An 18,183-nucleotide genomic window follows, 5' to 3' on the forward strand; every position below is an offset into this window, starting at 1 on the left:
GCCGCCGCCCGGCGCGCAAGGTGGCAGGATCTCCGCGCGGGATCGGCCGGAAACCCTTGGGCGCGCTCGCGGCACGCATCATGCGTGCCTTTCCTCCGGTCATTCATCGAACAGGCTTTCCTGCGCGCGCGGCGCATCCAGGCCCAGATGCCGCCAGCCCAGCCGTGCCAGCATCCGGCCGCGCGGGGTGCGGGCGACCAAGCCCTGCTGCATCAGATAGGGCTCGATCACCTCTTCGATGGCGTCGCGGCTTTCCGACAGGGCCGCCGACAGCGTTTCGACTCCGACCGGGCCGCCGCCGTAATGCTCGGCCATCAGCGTCAGATAGCGGCGATCCGCGGTGTCGAGCCCGATGTGGTCCACGCCCAGCCGGGTCAGCGCCGAATCGGCGATGGCGCGCGTCAGCCGCCCGTCGCCCTCGACCAGGGCAAAGTCGATCACCCGGCGCAACAGCCGGCCGGCGATGCGCGGCGTGCCGCGGGCGCGGCGGGCGATCTCGCGCGTGCCCTCGGGTTCCGAGGGGATCCCCATCAGCCGGGCGCCGCGGGTCACGATCAGGTCCAGCTCATCGATGGTATAGAATTGCAGCCGCGTCGGGATGCCGAAGCGGTCGCGCAGGGGCGTGGTCAGCAGCCCCAGCCGCGTGGTGGCGCCGACCAAGGTGAAGGGCTGCAACTCGATCCGCACCGTCCGCGCCGCCGGACCTTCGCCGATCACCAGGTCCAGCTCGAAATCCTCCATCGCCGGATAGAGGATCTCCTCGACCGCCGGGTTCATGCGGTGGATCTCGTCGATGAAGAGCACGTCGCGGTTTTCCAGATTGGTCAGGATCGCGGCGAGGTCGCCCGCCCGCGCCAGCACCGGGCCGGAGGTCATCTTGAAGTTCACCCCCAGCTCGCGCGCCATGATCTGCGCCAGGGTGGTCTTGCCGAGACCGGGGGGGCCGTGGAACAGGGTGTGGTCCATGGCCTTGCCGCGCATCTTGGCGCTTTCGATGAAGACGCGCAGGTTGGCGCGGGCCTCGGCTTGGCCGACGAAATCCGTCAGCATCTGCGGGCGCAGCGCGCGGTCTTCGGTCTCGCCCTCGATCGGCTCGGGGCGCATCATGGGGTCGGGCTGGATCATCGCGCGCCCCAGGGTCCGCCGGGTCCGCCCGAGGCCGGCACGCGCGAGGGCGCGAAATCCGCGGCCATGGCCTGCAGCCGGGCGATACGCTCCTCGGCCGGCGGGTGGGTGGCGAACAGCCGGTCCATGCGCAGCGCGTGCAGCGGATTCACGATGAACATCGACGCCGAGGCCGGGTTCCGTTCCGCCGGGATGTTCACCACCTGGCCCGCCGCGCGCGAGATCTTGGCCAGTGCCGAGGCCAGCGCCATCGGCTGGCCGCAGATCCGGGCGCCGCTGCGGTCGGCCTCGTATTCGCGGGTGCGCGAGATCGCCATCTGCACCAGCCCCGCCGCCATCGGGGCAAAGATCATCGCCAGGATCCCGGCCAGCCCGCCGCCGCGATTGTCGTCGCGCCCACCGAACATCGAGGAAAACATCAGCATGTTGCCCAGCATGGCGATGGCGCCGGCCATGGTCGCGGTCACCGTCATGGTCAGCGTGTCGCGATGCCTGATATGGGCCAGCTCATGCGCGATCACCCCGGCAAGCTCGTCGCGGTTCAGCACCCGCATGATGCCCTGGGTCACCGCCACGGCGGCATTTTCCGGGTTGCGGCCGGTGGCGAAGGCATTGGGCTGCTCGGTCTCCAGCACATAGACCGCCGGCATCGGCAGGCCGGCGCGCTGCGCCAGTTCCGCGACCATGTCCACCAGTTCCGGCGCCTGCTGGCGGGTGACCGGATGGGCGCCCTGCTGGCGCAGCACCATCTTGTCGCTGTTCCACCAGGCGAAGACATTGCCCGCCCCGGCGATCACCAGCGCGATCACCGCACCGCCCTGGCCGCCCAGCAGATAGCCCATGCCCATGACCAGCGCGGTCAGGGCGGCCATCAGGACGAAGGTGCGCAGGTTTCCGGTCATGGTCGTCACTCCTTGGGGGCCAGCAGCCGCAGGGCCGCGCGGATCAAAGCCGCCGTGGCCGCCTGCGGTTCCCGCGCCGCGGCCTCGGCCACCGCCGAGGCGGCCTCGGACGGAGCGTAACCCAGATTGCCGAGCGCCGAGAGCGCATCCGCCGTCGCCTGGGCCGAGGACGGCGCCGGTGGTGCGGTCCGGGCGACAGGCGCCTCGATCACCTCGGCCGAGGGCTCGGGCAGGGGGCCGGGATCGACGGTCAGGTTGCCGCCCATCGCCATCACGGCGGGGGCCTTGTCCTTCAGCTCCATCGCCACGCGTTGCGCCAGCTTCGGACCGACGCCCGGCGCCTTGCGCAGCGCCGACCAGTCGCCCAGTGCCAGCGCCCGGGCCAGCCCCTCGGGCCCGAGCGTGCCCAGCATCGCCAGCGCCACCTTGGCGCCCACCCCCTGCACCGAGGTCAGCAGCCGGTGCCATTCCTTTTCCAGAAGCGTGGGGAAGCCGAAAAGCTGCAGCAGGTCCTCGCGCACCAGCAGTTCGGTATAAAGCGCGGTCGCCTGCCCGGCGGGCGGCAGGTTCGCGGCGGTGCGTTCGCTGACATGGACGATATAGCCCACGCCGCGCACGTCGATCAGCACCTGGTCCTGCGCCCGGTGCAGGATGATGCCGGCGATGCGGCCGATCATGCAAACCTCCTCATGCCTGCACCTTGATCCGCAGCGCGCGGCCCTGGATGTGATGGGCGTGGCAGATCGCCACCGCCAGCGCGTCCGCCGCATCCGGGCCGGCCAATTCGACCCCCGGCAGCATGAAGCGGACCATGTGCTGGATCTGTTCCTTGGCGGCATGGCCGACGCCGACCACGGTCTTCTTGACCGCGTTCGGGGCGTATTCGCCGATCTCCAGCCCGGCCTCGGCCGGCGCCAGCAGCGCGATGCCGCGCGCCTGGCCCAGCTTCAGGGTGCCGGTCGCATCCTTGTTGACGAAGGTCTGCTCCACTGCGGCGGCATCCGGGCCGTGCAGGGCGATCACCGCGCAGAGCCCGCGATAAAGCGTCGAGAGCCGCGGTCCCAGATCCCCCGCCTCGGAGCGGACGATGCCGTTGCCCAGGTGCCGCAAGCGCGGCCCGTCCACCGCGATCACGCCCCAGCCCATGTTCCGCAGGCCGGGGTCTATGCCGATGATCTTCATGCCTGTTCCCTTTTTGCCCAGCGTTAGCACGAAAGGCGAACATCGCCTAGTTGCTTTGTCATCGGCTTGACCCGCTGGCGTCCATCGGGGACAGAGGGGGACCGACAAGGGACGAGGGGCAATGTCGCCAGCGCTCATCGCCGTGCTTCCGTTCGTCGGGGCGCTGCTGCCCGGATGGCTGATCCGCTGGGGGCGGGACGTCGCGGCGGTCTCTTGCGCGGCGGCCAGCCTGGTCGCGCTGCTGGGGCTTTGCCTGCACATCCCGGCGATCATGGCCGGCGAGGTGGTCACGGCGCGCTTCGCCTGACTGCCCGCGCTGGGGCTGAACGCGCATTTCCGGCTGGACGGGCTGGGCCTGCTGTTCGGCATCCTGATCCTGGGCATCGGGCTGCTGATCATCGGCTATGCGCGATTCTACCTGTCGCCCCGGGACCCGGCAGGACTGTTCTATACCTATCTGATGCTGTTCCAGGGGGCGATGCTGGGCATCGTGCTGTCGGACAACGTCCTGCTGCTGATGGTGTTCTGGGAACTGACCTTGCTGTCGTCCTTTCTGCCGATCGGCTATTGGAAGCACCGGCCCGAGGGGCGGCAGGGCGCGCGCATGGCGCTGACCGTGACCGCCGCCGGCGGGCTTGCCATGATCGCGGGGATGCTGATCCTGGGCAATATCGCCGGCAGTTTCGATCTGGGCGACATCCTGCTGGCGCGCGAGGCGATCCAGGCCAGCCCGCTCTACCTGCCGGCGCTGCTGTTGATCCTGCTGGGCGCCTTCACCAAATCGGCGCAGTACCCGTTCCATTTCTGGCTGCCGCACGCGATGGCGGCGCCGACGCCGGTCTCGGCCTATCTGCATTCGGCGACCATGGTGAAGGCGGGGCTGTTCCTGATGGCGCGGCTGTGGCCGGTGCTGTCGGGGACGCCGGAATGGTTCTATATCGTCGCCACCACCGGGCTTGCGACCATGGTGCTGGGCGCCTGGATCGCCATGTTCCGCGACGACCTGAAGTCGCTGCTGGCCTATTCGACCGTCTCGCACCTGGGGCTGATCACCATGCTTTTGGGCTTCGGCACCCAGGCGGCGGCCGTGGCGGCGATGTTCCATATCGTCAACCACGCCACCTTCAAGGCGGCGCTGTTCATGGTGGCCGGGATCGTCGATCACGAGGCCGGCATCCGCTCGATCGCGCGGCTGGGCGGGTTGCGGCGGCTGATGCCGCTGACCTTCGCCATCACCACCATCGCGGCGCTGTCCATGGCCGGCATCCCGCCGCTGAACGGCTTCCTGTCGAAAGAGCTGATGCTGGAAAACGCCGGCCATGCCGCCTGGCAGGGCAACCCCTGGCTGGTCGCGGCGCTGGCGGCATTGGGGGCGGCGTTTTCGGTCTGCTATGCGCTGCGGCTGGTCTGGCAGGTGTTCCTGGGCCCCGAGCGGCGGGATTATCCGCACCGGTCGCACGATCCCGGTCCCGGCCTGTGGCTGCCGCCGGCGCTGCTGGCGGCGCTGGTGGTGCTGATCGGGCTGTTCCCGAACCGGCTGGCCGGCTGGCCGGTCGAGGTCTCGGCCAGCGCCACCACCGGCGCCGTGGTGCATCCGCCTTTCGCGCTGTGGCACGGCGTGACCCCGGCGCTGCTGCTGTCCATCGCCGCGGTGGCGGGGGCGTGGTGCTGCTGGCGCTGAACCGGCCGCTGATCGCGTTGCGCGACGGGCTGGAGCGGCCGGACGCCAAGGCCCTGTTCGACGCCGTGACCCGGGCCGCGACCTGCGCCGCCGCCCGCGTCACCGACCGGCTGACCAACGGCTCGATGTCGCGGGCGCTGGCCGGGTTCACGCTGACCGTGCTGGGCTGCGGATTCTGGGCCTTTGCGACCGGAGGCTGGCGCGGAGCGACCCGGCCGATGCTCGAGGTGCCGGCGGTGCCGCTGGTCGGCTGGCTGGCGCTGATGGTGGCGACCGGCTGCATGGTCGCCTTTCACCGCCGGCGCCTGCTGGCGCTGGTGCTGGTCGGCATCGTCGGGCTGATGGTCTCGGCCAGCTTCCTCTATCTCTCGGCCCCGGACCTGGCGCTGACCCAGATCTCGGTCGAGGTCGTCACGGTGATCCTGCTGCTGCTGGCGCTGAACTTCCTGCCGAAGCGGACGCCTGTGGAAAGCCCCGGCCGCCAGCGCGGCATCGATGCCTTCATCGCCGTCCTGGCCGGGCTGGGCTTCGGCGCGCTGGCCCATGCGGTGATGCGCAGCGATTTCGCGCTGCTGCCGATCTCGGGCTACATGCTGGAAAACAGCCACACGCTGGGCGGTGGCGACAATGTGGTGAACGTGATCCTGGTCGATTTCCGCGGCTACGACACCTTCGGCGAGATCACCGTGCTGGGCATCGCCGCCCTGGCCATCTTTGCCCTGACCGAGGCGCTGCTGGCCCGCGCCGGCGGCTGGCGCCTGCTCGGCTGGCGCGGGGCGCGTCGCGCCGGCGACCGCCACCCGCTGCCGCTGTTGGTGGTGACGCGGCTGGTGCTGCCGCTGTCGCTGGTGGTCGGGCTCTACATCTTCCTGCGCGGCCACAACGCGCCGGGCGGGGGCTTCATCGCCGGACTGGTGGTATCGGTGGCGCTGGTGTCGCAATACATGGCCTCGGGCTATGCCTGGGCGCAGGATCGGCAGCGCATCAGCTATCACGCGCTGATCGGCGCCGGGGTGATCGCGGCCGGGCTGACCGGCATCGGCGCCTGGTTCGCGGGACAGCCGTTCCTGACCTCGGCCTATGGCTATGTCGAACTGCCCGGGCTGGACCCTTCGAGCTGGCCACGGCCATGGGCTTTGACCTGGGCGTGTTCCTTTGCGTGGTGGGCGCGGTGATGCTGGCGCTGGGGGCCTTCCTGGAGGGCGGAGACGACCGCGTGGACATGCCCCCTGCCGACCGCGACCCCGGGGACGGCGCGCCATGAGCCATGCGCTGATCGCCCCGGTCCTGCTGCCGGCCGCGCTGGGGGCGCTGATTATCCTGGCGCTGCGCGGCGACCTGCGCCTGCAGCGGGCGCTGTCGGTTGCGAGCACCGCGCTGCTGCTGGGCCTGGCACTGGGCCTGAACCTGCTGGCCGCGGACGGCGTGGTCCGGGTCTATCGCCTGGGCAACTGGGCGGCGCCCTTCGGCATCGTTCTGGTGCTGGACCGGCTGGCGGCGCTGCTGCTGCTGCTGACCGCGGCGCTGGCGCTGGTGGTGCAGCTTTACGCCGTAGGCTCGGGCTGGGACCGGCGCGTGCGGCACTTCCATGCGCTGTGGCAGTTCCAGCTGATGGGGCTCTGCGGCGCCTTCCTGACCGGAGACGCCTTCAACCTGTTCGTCTTCTTCGAGGTGATGCTGATCGCCAGCTACGGGCTGATGGTCCATGGCGGCGGCGAGATGCGGCTGCGCGCGGGCGTGCAATACATCGCCTACAACCTGGCCGGCTCGGTGCTGTTCCTGGCGGCGCTGGGGGTGCTCTATGCGGTCACCGGCACGCTGAACATGGCCGACATGGCGGCGCGGGCGGCGGCGATCCCGCCGGGCGATTCCGCGCTTCTGCGCACCGGCGCGGTGCTGCTGATGCTGGCCTTTGCGGTCAAGGCGGCGCTGGTGCCGCTGCATTTCTGGCTGCCCGCGACCTATGCTAATGCGCCGGGGCCGGTGGCGGCGCTGTTCGCGGTGATGACCAAGGTCGGGGCCTATGGCATCATGCGCTTCATGGCGCTGGTCTTTCCGCAGGACACCGCGGTCGAAAGCGCGGTCGTGGACCTGCTCTTGCCCGCCGCGCTGTTCACGCTGGCGCTGGGGCAGACCGGCGTGCTGGGCAGCCGGCACCTGGGGCGGCTGGCGGCTTTCGCGGCCATCGGCTCGGTCGGGACGCTGATGATCGCGGTGGCGCAGCAGAACCCGCAGTCCACGGCGGCGGCGGTCTATTACCTGGTGCATTCGACGCTGGCCGGGGCGGCGCTGTTCCTGGTCGTGGACCTGATCGGCGCGCGCCGGGGCGATCCCTGGCTGCGCCCGCGCCCGACCATGCCCGGCAGCGGTCTGGTGGCGGTGCTGTTCTTCGTCACTGCCATCGCGGTCACCGGCATGCCGCCGTTGTCGGGCTTCATCGGCAAACTGCTGGTGATGCAGGCCACGGCCGAGACTCCGGCTGTGGTCTGGGTCTGGGCGGTGATCCTGCTCGGCTCGCTGGTCGCGATCTATGGCATGACCCGCGCCGGCGCGCTGCTGTTCTGGAAGGGCTGCCAGGCCGGTCCCGCGCCCCCCGCCCCTGTGGGGCAGGGGCTGGCGGTCGCGGCCATCGCCGCGCTGCTGGCGGGCATCGTTGCGCTGACCGTCTTTGCCGGCCCGGCCATGCGCCTGGCCGAAGACACGGCGCTGCAGCTGCACGACCAGCCGCTCTATCTGGAGGCCGTGCTCTCGGGGCAGGAGGGCACGAAATGATCCGCCGGCTGCTGCCGCATCCCGTGCTGTCGCTGGTGCTGGCGCTGGTCTGGCTGGGGCTGGTCAACCGCTGGGCCTGGGGTTCGCTGGTCTTTGCCGTGCTGGTCGGCGTGGCGGTGCCGCTGCTGACCGTGCCCTATTGGCCGGGCACGCGGGGCTTTCGCCGGCCGGGCCGGATCCCGGGCTACCTGGCGCTGGTGCTGGCCGACATCGTCAAGGCCAATGTCGCGGTGGCGCTGATCGTGCTGTTCAAGCCGCGCCGCGCGCTGCGCCCGGCCTGGATCGCCGTGCCGCTGGACCTGTGCCGCCCCGAGGCCATCGCCGCGCTGGCCGGCACCATCACCCTGACCCCCGGGCTCGGTCAGCTGCGACCTGTCGCAGGACGGCCGCGCGCTGCTGGTGCATTGTCTGCACGCCCCCGACCCCGATGCCGTGCGCGACGAGATCAAGACCCGCTACGAGGCCCGGCTGAAGGAGATCTTCGAATGATCCTTTATGCGATCTGGTTCGCCTATGGCTGCTTCGGGCTGGCGCTGCTCTGCTGCCTTTACCGGGTCGTCCGCGCGCCCGGGCTGGCCGACCGGGTGCTGGCGCTGGACACGATGGCGCTGAACATGATCGCGCTTCTGGCGATCTTCGGCATCGACCGCGGCACCGGCATCTATTTCGAGGCGGCGCTGCTCTTTGCCATGCTCGGCTTCATTTCCACCGTCGCCTATGCCAAGTTCGTCCTGCGCGGCGACATCATCGAATAGGGAGGGCGCCATGGTCGCGGATATCGTCGTCTCGGCGCTGCTGGTGGCGGGCGGGTTCTTCGGGCTGGTCGGCTCCTGGGGGCTGGTGCGGCTGCCGGACCCGATGACCCGGCTGCATGCGCCGACGAAATCGGCGACGCTGGGGGTGGGGGCGGTGCTGGTCGCCTCGATGGTCTGGTTCCCGGCGCAGACCGGCCGGTTCACCTGGCACGAACTGCTGATCACCCTGTTCCTGCTGCTGACCGCGCCGGTCACCGGCTATTTCATCGCCAAGGCGCATATGCACCTGGGCTGGCACCGCGACGCGATCCCGCGCCCGGCGCCGGGCCGGGACTGGGCGACCTTCGCCGACCCGGACCAGGACGGCGCCGCCGAGAACGAGGGCTAGGACATGTGGGTGCTGTTGAAGGATACCCACGCCTATCCCGGGTGCGGGGTCGAGCTGCCCGAGGGGCTGCCCGCAAGCGACCGGGACGTGCTGGTCGGCTTTTCCGACGGTATCGAGGCGCCGGGCCGGATCGAGGCGGTTGCGGGCGAGGCCCCGGTGCTGACCGTGGCCGCCTATCGCACCGCACGCGGCACCCGGATCGAGCGGAAAAGCTGGCGCCTCCGGCAGGGCAAGGACGGCTGGACCGTCGCCGCGCGGCTGCCGGCCGGGCCCTGACAGGAAAAGGGGCGGGAAAACCCGCCCCGTCGCTTCCGGTCGGCTTCGGTTCAGATCAGTCCGGCATGGGCCATGGCGGCGTCGATGCGGGCCTTGGTGGCCTCGGTCAGCCCGACCAGCGGCAGCCGCACCGCGTCGCTGCAAAGCCCCAGCCGCGACATGGCGTATTTCGCCCCGGCGACGCCCGGCTCGATGAAGATCGCCTCGTGCAGCGGCATCAGCCGGTCCTGATAGTCCAGCGCCTTGGCATAGTCGCCGGCCAGCGTCGCCTCCTGGAATTCGGCGCAAAGCTTCGGCGCCACGTTCGCGGTGACCGAGATGCAGCCGACGCCGCCATGGGCGTTGAAGCCCAGCGCGGTGGCATCCTCGCCCGACAGCTGCACGAAATCCTTGCCGCAGGCGGCGCGCTGCTGGCTGACCCGCTCCAGCTTGCCGGTCGCATCCTTGACGCCGACGATGCGCGGCAGTTTCGCAAGCTGGCCCATGGTCTCGGGCGTCATGTCGATGACCGAGCGGCCGGGGATGTTGTAGATGATGATCGGCAAGTCGCTGGCGTCGTGCAGCGCGGTGTAATGCGCGATCAGCCCGGCCTGGGTCGGCTTGTTGTAATAGGGCGTCACCACCAGGGCCGCATCGGCGCCGGCGGCCTGGGCGTGCTGCACCAGACCGATGCCCTCGCGCGTCGAGTTCGACCCGGCGCCGGCGATGACCGGTACCCGGCCGGCGGTCATGCGGACCACTTCCTCGATGACCTTGCGATGTTCCTCGTGGCTGAGCGTCGGGCTTTCGCCGGTGGTTCCGACCGGCACCAGCCCATGGGTCCCCTGCGCGATATGCCATTCGACGAGCTTTTCCAGCGTGGGAAGATCCAGCTCTCCCTCGGGAGTGAATGGCGTGACCAGCGCGGGCATCGAGCCTTTGAACATGGGAAGATCCTGAGTTTGGTTTATGCGGCCTTACAACCGGGAACGGCGCTTGCCAAGGTTGTGAGTTGCGCGGCCCCGGCAAGTCCCGCAGAAATGGCGCCATGATGTATCCTTTCCGCGACAGGATTCTGGGACCTCTGCTGGCCCTCGGCCTGGGCCTTGCCGCGCCGGCCCAGGCCGAGGACGCCGCCCATCTGTCGCGGGCCCTGGCCGCCGCCGGGATGCGCGACTGGGCCGGTGCCGCCGCCGAGGCGCGGGCCTCGGGGCCCATCGCCGGCGACCTGATCGCCTGGCAGCGGCTGCGCGCCGGGCAGGGCAGCTGGCCGGAATACCGCGACTTCGCCGCCCGCAACGGTGACTGGCCGGGCATGGCGCTGCTCTACAAGCGCGGCGACGCGGTGCTGCGCGCCGGCCTGCCGCCGGCCGAGGTCGTCGCCTGGTTCGCCACCCGCCGGCCCGACACGCTGAACGGCGCCATGGCGCTGATCGCGGCCCTGCAGGCGACCGATCCGGCCGCCGCGAAAACCGAGATCGCCCGCTTCTGGACCGAGGTGGCGCTGAACAAGGCCGAGGCGGACATCTTTCTGGCCGCATATGGCGCCGATTTGGCCGGGCTGCACGACGCGCGGCTGATGCGGCTTCTGGACCTGGGCGAATGGCAGGCGGCGCAGGTGACGCTGCCGCTGGCCTCGGGGCCGGCGCAGGCGCTGGGCAAGGCGCGGCTGGCGCTGCAATCGGCGCAGCCCGGGGTGGACGCGCTGATCCTGGCGCTGCCCGACGTGCAGCGCAACGACGCCGGGCTGGCGCTGGACCGCTTCCGCTGGCGGGTCTGGGCCAAGATGCCCGAGCTGGCGCGCGACCTGATGCTGGAGCGCTCGACCGGCGCCGAGGCGCTGCGCGACCCCGTCGCCTGGGCGCCCAAGCGCGCCGATTACGCGCGGCTGGCGTTGCGGCAGGGCGACTGGACCCTGGCCGAGCGGCTGGCCGCCGGGCATTTCCTGCCGCCGGGCAGCGACGCCTTTTCCGACCTGGAGTGGCTTGCCGGCTATGCCGCGCTGCGGAGCGGGGCGCCCGACCGGGCGCTGCGGCATTTCCACGAATTGGAGCGGGCGGTCGCCAGCCCGATCTCGCTGTCGCGGGCGCATTACTGGCAGGGCCGGGCGCTGGCGGCCGCGAGCGATGCCGCCGGTGCCGATGCGGCCTTCGGCCGTGCCGCCGCCTATCAATCCGCTTGGTACGGCCAGCTGGCCGCGGAACGGCTGGGCCAGCCGATGCAGCCGGCGCTGGCCGTCGCCGGCCGGTCCGAGGCCACGCTGCCCGACTGGCGCGGCGCCGCCCTGCGCGGCAACCGGGTCTGGCAGGCGGGCACCTGGCTGCTGGCGGCGGGCGAGCCCGACCAGGGCGCGCGCTTCCTGCTGCACCTGGCCGAGACCGCCCCGGCCGAGGACATCGGCCGCATGGCCAGGATGATGCTGGAAATGCGGCTGCCCTGGCACGCGCTGCGGCTGGCCAAGGCCGCGGCCGCCAAGGGCGCGGTCTATCCCGCCGCCTATTTCCCGCTGACCGGGCTGGAAGGCGACGACCTGGGTCTGCCGCCCGAACTGGTCATGGCCATCGCCCGGCGCGAAAGCGAGTTCAACCATACCGTATCCTCGCACGCCGGGGCGCTGGGGCTGATGCAGGTCATGCCCGACACCGCGCGCGCCATGGCCCGCAAGCTGGGCGAGCCCTTCGATCAGGCGCGGTTGACGCGCGACGCCGCCTACAACGCCCGGCTGGGCGCGGCCTATCTGGACGGGCTGCGCCAGCGTTTCGGCCCTTCGGTGGCGCTGGTGGCGGCGGGCTATAACGCCGGGCCGGGGCGCTCGGCCCGTTGGCTGCAGGATTTCGGCGACCTGCGCGGCGAGGTCGATCCGGTGGATTGGGTCGAGATGATCCCCTTCGACGAGACCCGCAACTATGTCATGCGCGTGGCCGAGGCGCTGCCGGTCTATCGCGCCCGCATCAAGGGGGCGCCGGTGCCGCTGGTGCCGAGCTGGGACCTGACCGGAGGTGGCATGAAGCCGGCGCCGCCGCCGCCGCCGATCCGGCTGGCGGGCTCGGCCCGGCCGCTGATGCCGGCGCGGACGCTACGGGGCTATGGCTCGGGCGGGGTGCTGGCCGAGGTGCTGGGTCCGCCGCCGGTGGTCGAGGCCGCCGCGGCGCCCCTCAGCGCCGCGCGGCCCGCTCGCGGACCCGCGAACGCCACCAGGTGAACATGCCGGCGCCGACGACGATGGCGCCGCCGATGGCGACATGCGGCGCCAGCGTCTCGCCGAAGATCACCACGCCGAAGATGCTGATCCACACCAGCTGCGTATAGGAAAACGGCTGCAGGGCCGAGGCCTCGGCCAGCTCATAGGCCTTGATGAGCATGAAATGCGCGCAGCCGGCGCAGACGCAGAGGATCAGCAGCCAGGGAATGTCCTGCGGCGCGATCGGTTCCCATGTGCGCAGGCCCAGCACGGTCATGCAGACCGCGCCCCAGACCGCGGTCCAGAAGAAGCTGGTCATGGCGCTGTCTTCGCGCCCCGCCAGCCGGGTGAGCAGGCCGTAGGCCGCGAACATCGCCGCGGCCAGGAAGGGCAGCGCCGCCTCGGGCGTGAAGACGTCGCGGCCGGGTTGCAGCACCACCAGGATGCCGCAGAAGCCGACGGCCACCGCCAGCCAGCGCCGCCAGCCGACCTTTTCGCCCAGCACCGGCCCGGACAGGACCGAGATGATCAGCGGGTAGCAGGCAAAGATGGCATGGGTGTTGATCAGCCCCAGCCGCACGAAGCATTCGATGGTGACGACGATTTCCAGCGCCAGCAGCATGCCGCGAAAGAACTGCACCACTGGCCGCTTGCTGCGCATCGCCGCGCGCAGCCCGCCGGGCGCGCGCAGGCACAGCGCCACCGCGAAGACGGTGAAGAACCAATAGCGCAGCATGGTGATGAAGACCGGCGAATAGGTCGAGCCCAGGTGCCGCGAAATGCCGTCCTGGCCCGCGAACATCAGGGCGGTGACGCACATCAGCAGGATGGCGGTGCCCTGTCGGTCGCGGCGGGGCTGCGCCATGGGCGGAGGCACCGCCGGCGGCTGGGCGGTGGGGGACATCAGCGGTCCCGTCGGGCTGTCGTCTGGCATGGCGCGATTCCAAGGCTGGACCCCCGCCATGCGCCGCGGCGGGGGAAAGGTCAATCCGGGGCTTAGTCCGGGCGGCGGATGATCTCGGCGAATTCGCCGAAAAGCTGCGGGTTCGCGGCCAGGGCCGAGCCGGTCGCGACCGGGCCTTCCTCGCCGCGGATCGATTCGACGCGGCCGCCGGCCTCTTTCACCAGCAGGATGCCGGCGGCCAGGTCCCAGGGCTGGATGCCGCGTTCCCAATAGCCGTCGAAGCGGCCGGCGGCGACATAGGCCAGGTCCAGCGCCGCCGCGCCCCAGCGCCGCACGCCCGAGGTCAGCGGCATCAGCCGGCCCAGGTCGCGCAGCGTCGCGGGCAGGGTCGGGCGGCCGGCGAAGGGCACGCCGGTGGCAAAGATCGACTCGATCATCTGCCGGCGGCCGGAGACGCGGATGCGGCGGTCGTTCAGGAAGGCGCCGTCGCCGCGCTCGGCGGTGAACAGTTCGTCCTTGGCGGCGTCGAAGACCACGGCGGCGACGATCTCGCCCTTGTGTTCCAGCGCGATGCTGACCGCCCAATGCGGCAGGCCGTGCAGGAAGTTGGTGGTGCCGTCCAGCGGATCGACGATCCAGCGGCGGGTCGGGTCCTCGCCCGCCTCTTCGCCAGTCTCTTCGCCCAGCCAGCCATAGTTCGGGCGGGCGGTGCGCAGCTCTTCCTTGATGATGCGTTCGGCCTCGCGGTCGGCGCGGCTGACGAAATCGCCGGCGCCCTTGACCGAGACCTGAAGGTTCTCGACCTCGCGGAAGTCCTTGACGAGGCTGCGGCCCGCCTTGCGCGCGGCCTTGATCATGATGTTGAGATTGGCGCTGGCCATGGGGATTCCTTTTTCGGGATTGCCGCCCTCATAGGGCAAGGCCGGGCGAAAGTGAAGGTCGGCCCGCCGGGCTAATGCGCGGCGGCTGGGGCGCCGGCGCCGGGGCGCGGGCGGCTCATCAGCAGGACCACCGGCAGCATGACGAAGGCGCCCCAGCCGGTCAGGATGAAGGCGTCGCGAAAGGCCAGCATCTGCGCCTGCTGGGCGATCATCTGCGTCAGTTGCGCCGCCGCCTCGGGCGAGGCCAGCGGCAGGCCCATGACCTGCGCCCAGTGCTGCGCCTGCGGGTCGGTGGCCGAGATATGGCCGGCCAGCGTGTGCCAGTGGATCTGCGTGCGCTGCGCCACCTGCCAGCCGACGATGGCGATGCCGACCGAGCTGCCGATCTGGCGCACCACGCCGTAAAGCCCGGACGCCTCGTCCTGATGCTCGCGGGCGATGTGCTGGAAGGCGACGGTGGACATGGGCACGAAGAACAGCCCCATGCCGATGCCCGACACGACCCCGGGCCAGGCCAGGTCCCAGAAGCCGGCGTTCAGGTTCAGATGCGCCAGCTGCAGGTTGCCGACGCCGGTCATCAGCAGGCCGATGGCGACCAGCAGCCGCGGGTCGAACTTGCGCAGCAGCACCGCGCCGGTCAGCACCATGGTGATGCCGGCCGCCAGCCCGCGCGGCATGAACAGATAGCCCGCCGTCAGCACGTCGAAGCCCAAAAGCCCCTGCACGAACAAGGGCAGGATCGCCAGCGTGCCGAACATGGCCAGGCCGAAACCGGTCATGGCGATATTCGCCGCCGCGAAGCTGCGGTCGCGAAACAGCCTCAGGTCGATGACGTTCCTGGGATTGCCGATGCCGCGCGCGAGGAAAGCGGCCCCGGCAAACAGGAACAGCGCGAAACAGACCTGGATCAGCCGCGAGGCGAACCAGTCCCGGCTTTCGCCCAGGTCCAGCGTCATCTGCAAGCCGCCGACCGCCAGGATCATCAGCACCAGGCCGGTCCAGTCGATGGGCGCGGGCTTCACGTCCTCTTTCGGCAGGCCGCCGGCCATCAGCGACAGGGCCAGCGCCGCCACCGGCAGGTTGACATAAAACACCGCGCGCCAGCTGAAATGCTCGGTCAGCAGTGCGCCGATGGTGGGGCCCAGGACCGGCGCCACCACCACGCCCAGCCCGAACAGGGCCATGGCCTGGCCGCGCTTTTCGCCGGGGAAGCTGTCGAACAGGATCGACTGCGACAGCGGGATCAGGAAGGCGCCGAACAGGCCCTGCATCACCCGGCAGACCACCATCATGCCGATGCTGATCGAGGCGCCGCAGAGCGCCGAGAAGGCGGCGAAGCCGATGATCGCGGTCATGATCAGCCGCCGCCGGCCATAGCGCCTCGCCAAGAGCCCGGTCAGCGGCATCGCCGCCACCGCCGAGACGATGTAGCTGGTCAGGATCCAGACCGTCTGGTCCGAGGTGATGCCGAAGCTGGCCTTCATATGCGGCAGCGCCACGTTGACGATGGTGCTGTCCAGGACCTCGAGGATCGCGGTCATCACCACCGCGACGACGACGCTCCAGCGGACCTTCTCGGCGGTCATGGCCCGCCCACGGTGTCCACGGTGACCGTGGTCGAGGCGCCGGTGCGCAGCTGGAAGGCGGGGTCGGCGGGCCGTTCGTCCAGCACCACGCGCACCGGGAAGCGCTGGGTGACCTTGACCCAGTTGCCCGAGGCGTTCTCGGGCGGCAGCAGCGAGAAGCTGGCCCCCGACCCGGCGCCGATGGACTGCACATGGCCCTTGAGCTTCACGCCGGGATACATGTCGATGCGGATGGTGGCGGGCTGGCCCGGGCGGATGCGGTCCAGGTCGGTTTCCTTGAAATTCGCCTGCACCCACCAACCCTGGTCCTCGACCAGCGAGAACAGCGCCTGCCCGGCCGAGACCACCTGCCCGGGCCGCAGCGAGATATTGCTGACCCAGCCCGTGGCCGGGGCGGCCACGCGGCTGTAACCCAGCGCCAGCTTGGCCTGGTCCAGCGCCGCCTGCGCCGCCCGGACCGAGGCGTTATCGCTGCCGCCCTGGCCGAACTGGTCCTGCGCGGCCTTCAGCGCCGCCTCGGCCGCCGCGACTCCGGCGACGGCCTGGTCCAGCGCCGTCTGCGCCTGGTCGCGGGCGGCCTTGGCCACGTCGCCCTTGGCGAAAAGCGCTGCCTGCCGGTCGTAGCTGAGCTGGGCGTTCGACCGCGAGGCGCGGGCGCTGGCCAGCTGCGCCTCGGCCTGGGCCACGCCGGCATGGCTGGCGCCCGAGCCCTGCATGGCGATGTCGAGCTGGGCCTGCGCGGCGGCGACCTGGGCGCGAAGCTCGGTGTCGTCGATGGTGAACAGCGCCGCGCCTGCCGCGACATGCTGGTTCTCGGCCACGTCCACCTGCACCACGCGCCCGCCGACCTGCGGCGCCACAGTCACGATATTCGCCGTCAGATAGGCGTCGTCGGTCGAGGGGTAGCGCGCCGAATGCTGCCACCAGAACCACATGCCCGCGCCCGCCGCGATGGCCAGCGCCCCAATGACGACCAGTTTCCGGTTCATGTCCTGTCCTGACTGCCTGGGGCGCAAGGGGCCGCGCGGACGAACCCCTCGCCGCGCCGCGCCGTTCCCGGCCCGGTTCTCACTTCGCTGTGTCGCCGAGGCGGCGGGCCTTGGCAAGCCATCGGCGTCAGGCCGTGCCGTCGCCCGCGCGATGCGGGTCGCACATGTCGAAGACCATCAGCCCGTCCTCGGGCACGCGCCGGTTCACCCATTCCGGATGGCCCAGCGAGCTTTCGGCGTCGTGCAGCCCGTCGCGCCAATGGTCCAGCATCGACAGGCGCGAGAATTCGTAATCCTTGGAGCCGCTTTCGTAATCCGCATGGCGATAGATCAGGTGCATCAGGCTGACCGGCTGCGAGGGGCCGGCCTCGATCAGCAACTTCAGGTCGGGGTCGTCGCGCAGCGTCTCGGGCAGGCGGGCGCGCAGCCGGCGGGCGGCGCGCGACAGTGCATGGCGGGTGCGGAACTCGTCGGTGTTGAACCGGGTGCGGCTGGAAAAGCGGATCTCGCGCTCGCGCTGCTCGACCCGGGCCATGGTGTGCGGCAGCCCGTCGCGCGAGGGATACAGATCCACCTGATAGACGCAGAGCGGCCGCTGGCAGGGCTTTTCCAGCACCACCTGCAGGGGCGAATTCGACACCAGCCCGCCGTCCCAATAGTGCCGGCCGTCGATCTCGACCGCCGGAAAGCCCGGCGGCAGCGCGCCCGAGGCCATGATGTGATCGGCGGTGATCCGGGTCTTGCGGCTGTCGAAACAGGTGAAATTGCCGGTCTCGATATCGACGGCGCAGACGGTCACGCGCGGGCCGTGGTCGTTCAGATAGTCGAAATCCACCAGTTCGTGCAGCGTATCGCGCAGGGGGGCGGTGTCGTACCAGCTGGTCTGCCGCATCACCCCCGGCAGGAACGAGAACATGTCCGGCAGGCGCGGGCGAAAGAAGCCGGGCGCGCCCAGGAAGGTGGTCATCGCCGCCCGGCCCTCGTTGCAGAACGAGCGGATCTGGTCGGGCAGCAGCCCGCCCTCAAGCGGCGTTCCCATCAGCCAGGGGGCGCCGGTGACGCCTTCCCAGAAGCGGCGCAGCGCCTCCAGCCGGGCGCCGGGCGGGTTGCCGGCGATCAGCGCCGCGTTGATCGAGCCGATCGAGATGCCCGCCAGCCATTCCGGTTCCTGCTCGGCCTTGCACAGCGCCTCGTAGGCGCCGGCCTGATAGGCGCCCAGCGCACCGCCGCCCTGAAGCACCAGGACGATCTTTTCAGGATTTTTCCCCTCGGTCTGGACCATGATTCCCCCGTTTTCCGCCCCTGTTGCATGGCCCAGGCTAGGACCGTCGCCGGCGGATTGCCATAAGCCCCCGCAATCGGGCGCAAAATTCTTCCGTTACGTCAACTTGCGACAATGCCACGCCGGGCGCGGCATTTCCGCCGAAAACGCGATCAGGCGTTGCCCTGCGGCGCGCGGGTTTTATATTGAGCCATGACACAGCCGGAGCCAGACGCCGATACGCGCATGATCGACGATCCTCACGAGAGACGGGCGGCAGCCTGCCGCGCTCTCGACCCGGCATATCCCAGAAAGTTTTCG

General features: G+C 70.4%; 15 protein-coding genes and 2 pseudogenes. 7 read left to right on the top strand and 10 right to left on the bottom strand.

Annotated features, from left to right (window positions below; genetic code table 11):
- Positions 1-99: 99 nt before the first annotated feature.
- From ruvB to ruvC, 4 genes are read right to left on the bottom strand one after another with little or no spacing between them, the layout of a single operon-like run.
- On the bottom strand, positions 100-1,125 hold the full coding sequence (gene ruvB, locus JCM7685_RS02795) for a Holliday junction branch migration DNA helicase RuvB (protein WP_074966846.1): 1,026 nt from the start codon (positions 1,123-1,125) through the stop codon (positions 100-102).
- Positions 1,122-2,027, bottom strand: a complete 906-nt coding sequence (gene htpX / locus JCM7685_RS02800; RefSeq protein WP_074966845.1) for a zinc metalloprotease HtpX — start codon at positions 2,025-2,027, stop codon at positions 1,122-1,124. The genes ruvB and htpX overlap by 4 nt, the downstream gene beginning before the upstream one ends.
- 5 nt (positions 2,028-2,032) lie before the next feature.
- Entirely contained in the window at positions 2,033-2,704 is a 672-nt protein-coding gene (gene ruvA, locus JCM7685_RS02805) for a Holliday junction branch migration protein RuvA (protein ID WP_074966844.1), read from the bottom strand.
- Between the two features lie 10 nt (positions 2,705-2,714).
- Positions 2,715-3,209 carry a crossover junction endodeoxyribonuclease RuvC gene (ruvC, locus tag JCM7685_RS02810; RefSeq protein ID WP_074966843.1) on the bottom strand — a complete coding sequence of 165 codons (495 nt, stop codon included), beginning with the start codon at positions 3,207-3,209 and terminating at the stop codon, positions 2,715-2,717.
- Positions 3,210-3,330: 121 nt separating this feature from the next.
- Between ruvC and JCM7685_RS02815 the strand changes: the two are divergent.
- The 6 genes and pseudogenes from JCM7685_RS02815 to JCM7685_RS02840 all read left to right on the top strand — a co-directional run bounded on the left by JCM7685_RS02815 (position 3,331) and on the right by JCM7685_RS02840 (position 9,081).
- Positions 3,331-6,154, top strand: a pseudogene (locus tag JCM7685_RS02815) (monovalent cation/H+ antiporter subunit A).
- Positions 6,151-7,662, top strand: coding sequence for a monovalent cation/H+ antiporter subunit D (locus JCM7685_RS02820; RefSeq protein WP_074966842.1), 1,512 nt, complete (start codon positions 6,151-6,153; stop codon positions 7,660-7,662). Before JCM7685_RS02815 ends, JCM7685_RS02820 begins: the two are co-directional and overlap by 4 nt.
- Positions 7,659-8,151: pseudogene (locus JCM7685_RS02825) on the top strand (Na+/H+ antiporter subunit E). The gene JCM7685_RS02820 and the pseudogene JCM7685_RS02825 overlap by 4 nt, the downstream one beginning before the upstream one ends.
- A complete protein-coding gene (locus JCM7685_RS02830) occupies positions 8,148-8,417 on the top strand; it encodes a K+/H+ antiporter subunit F (protein WP_074966841.1) in 270 nt (89 codons plus the stop codon). The pseudogene JCM7685_RS02825 and the gene JCM7685_RS02830 overlap by 4 nt, the downstream one beginning before the upstream one ends.
- A 10-nt stretch (positions 8,418-8,427) precedes the next feature.
- Positions 8,428-8,805: a Na+/H+ antiporter subunit G gene (locus JCM7685_RS02835; RefSeq protein ID WP_074966840.1), complete on the top strand. Its 378-nt coding sequence runs from the start codon at positions 8,428-8,430 to the stop codon at positions 8,803-8,805.
- Between the two features lie 3 nt (positions 8,806-8,808).
- Positions 8,809-9,081 (top strand): hypothetical protein, encoded by a 273-nt coding sequence (locus tag JCM7685_RS02840; protein WP_074966839.1) that lies wholly within the window; start codon positions 8,809-8,811, stop codon positions 9,079-9,081.
- A gap of 50 nt (positions 9,082-9,131) precedes the next feature.
- Here JCM7685_RS02840 and dapA read toward each other — a convergent pair whose 3' ends face one another.
- Positions 9,132-10,007 carry a 4-hydroxy-tetrahydrodipicolinate synthase gene (dapA, locus tag JCM7685_RS02845; RefSeq protein ID WP_074966838.1) on the bottom strand — a complete coding sequence of 292 codons (876 nt, stop codon included), beginning with the start codon at positions 10,005-10,007 and terminating at the stop codon, positions 9,132-9,134.
- A gap of 101 nt (positions 10,008-10,108) precedes the next feature.
- Here dapA and JCM7685_RS02850 point away from each other — a divergent pair, with 101 nt between their 5' ends.
- Positions 10,109-12,262, top strand: a complete 2,154-nt coding sequence (locus tag JCM7685_RS02850; protein ID WP_231964679.1) for a lytic transglycosylase domain-containing protein — start codon at positions 10,109-10,111, stop codon at positions 12,260-12,262.
- Here JCM7685_RS02850 and JCM7685_RS02855 read toward each other — a convergent pair.
- The 5 genes from JCM7685_RS02855 to JCM7685_RS02875 form a co-directional block, all read right to left on the bottom strand.
- On the bottom strand, positions 12,216-13,175 hold the full coding sequence (locus tag JCM7685_RS02855) for a DMT family transporter (protein WP_083412631.1): 960 nt from the start codon (positions 13,173-13,175) through the stop codon (positions 12,216-12,218). The genes JCM7685_RS02850 and JCM7685_RS02855 overlap by 47 nt on opposite strands.
- 62 nt (positions 13,176-13,237) lie before the next feature.
- The gene (locus JCM7685_RS02860) at positions 13,238-14,026 is read right to left on the bottom strand and encodes an inositol monophosphatase family protein (protein ID WP_074966836.1); all 789 of its coding nucleotides are present in this window, start codon (positions 14,024-14,026) and stop codon (positions 13,238-13,240) included.
- 71 nt (positions 14,027-14,097) lie between these two features.
- Positions 14,098-15,612 carry a DHA2 family efflux MFS transporter permease subunit gene (locus JCM7685_RS02865; RefSeq protein ID WP_074966835.1) on the bottom strand — a complete coding sequence of 505 codons (1,515 nt, stop codon included), beginning with the start codon at positions 15,610-15,612 and terminating at the stop codon, positions 14,098-14,100.
- A complete protein-coding gene (locus JCM7685_RS02870; RefSeq protein WP_074966834.1) occupies positions 15,609-16,601 on the bottom strand; it encodes an HlyD family secretion protein in 993 nt (330 codons plus the stop codon). Before JCM7685_RS02870 ends, JCM7685_RS02865 begins: the two co-directional genes overlap by 4 nt.
- Before the next feature lie 127 nt (positions 16,602-16,728).
- Positions 16,729-17,883, bottom strand: a complete 1,155-nt coding sequence (locus tag JCM7685_RS02875) for a DUF3734 domain-containing protein (RefSeq protein ID WP_074966833.1) — start codon at positions 17,881-17,883, stop codon at positions 16,729-16,731.
- Positions 17,884-18,183 lie beyond the last annotated feature (300 nt).

It is taken from the genome of Paracoccus aminovorans, assembly GCF_900005615.1.
Taxonomy (GTDB): domain Bacteria; phylum Pseudomonadota; class Alphaproteobacteria; order Rhodobacterales; family Rhodobacteraceae; genus Paracoccus; species Paracoccus aminovorans.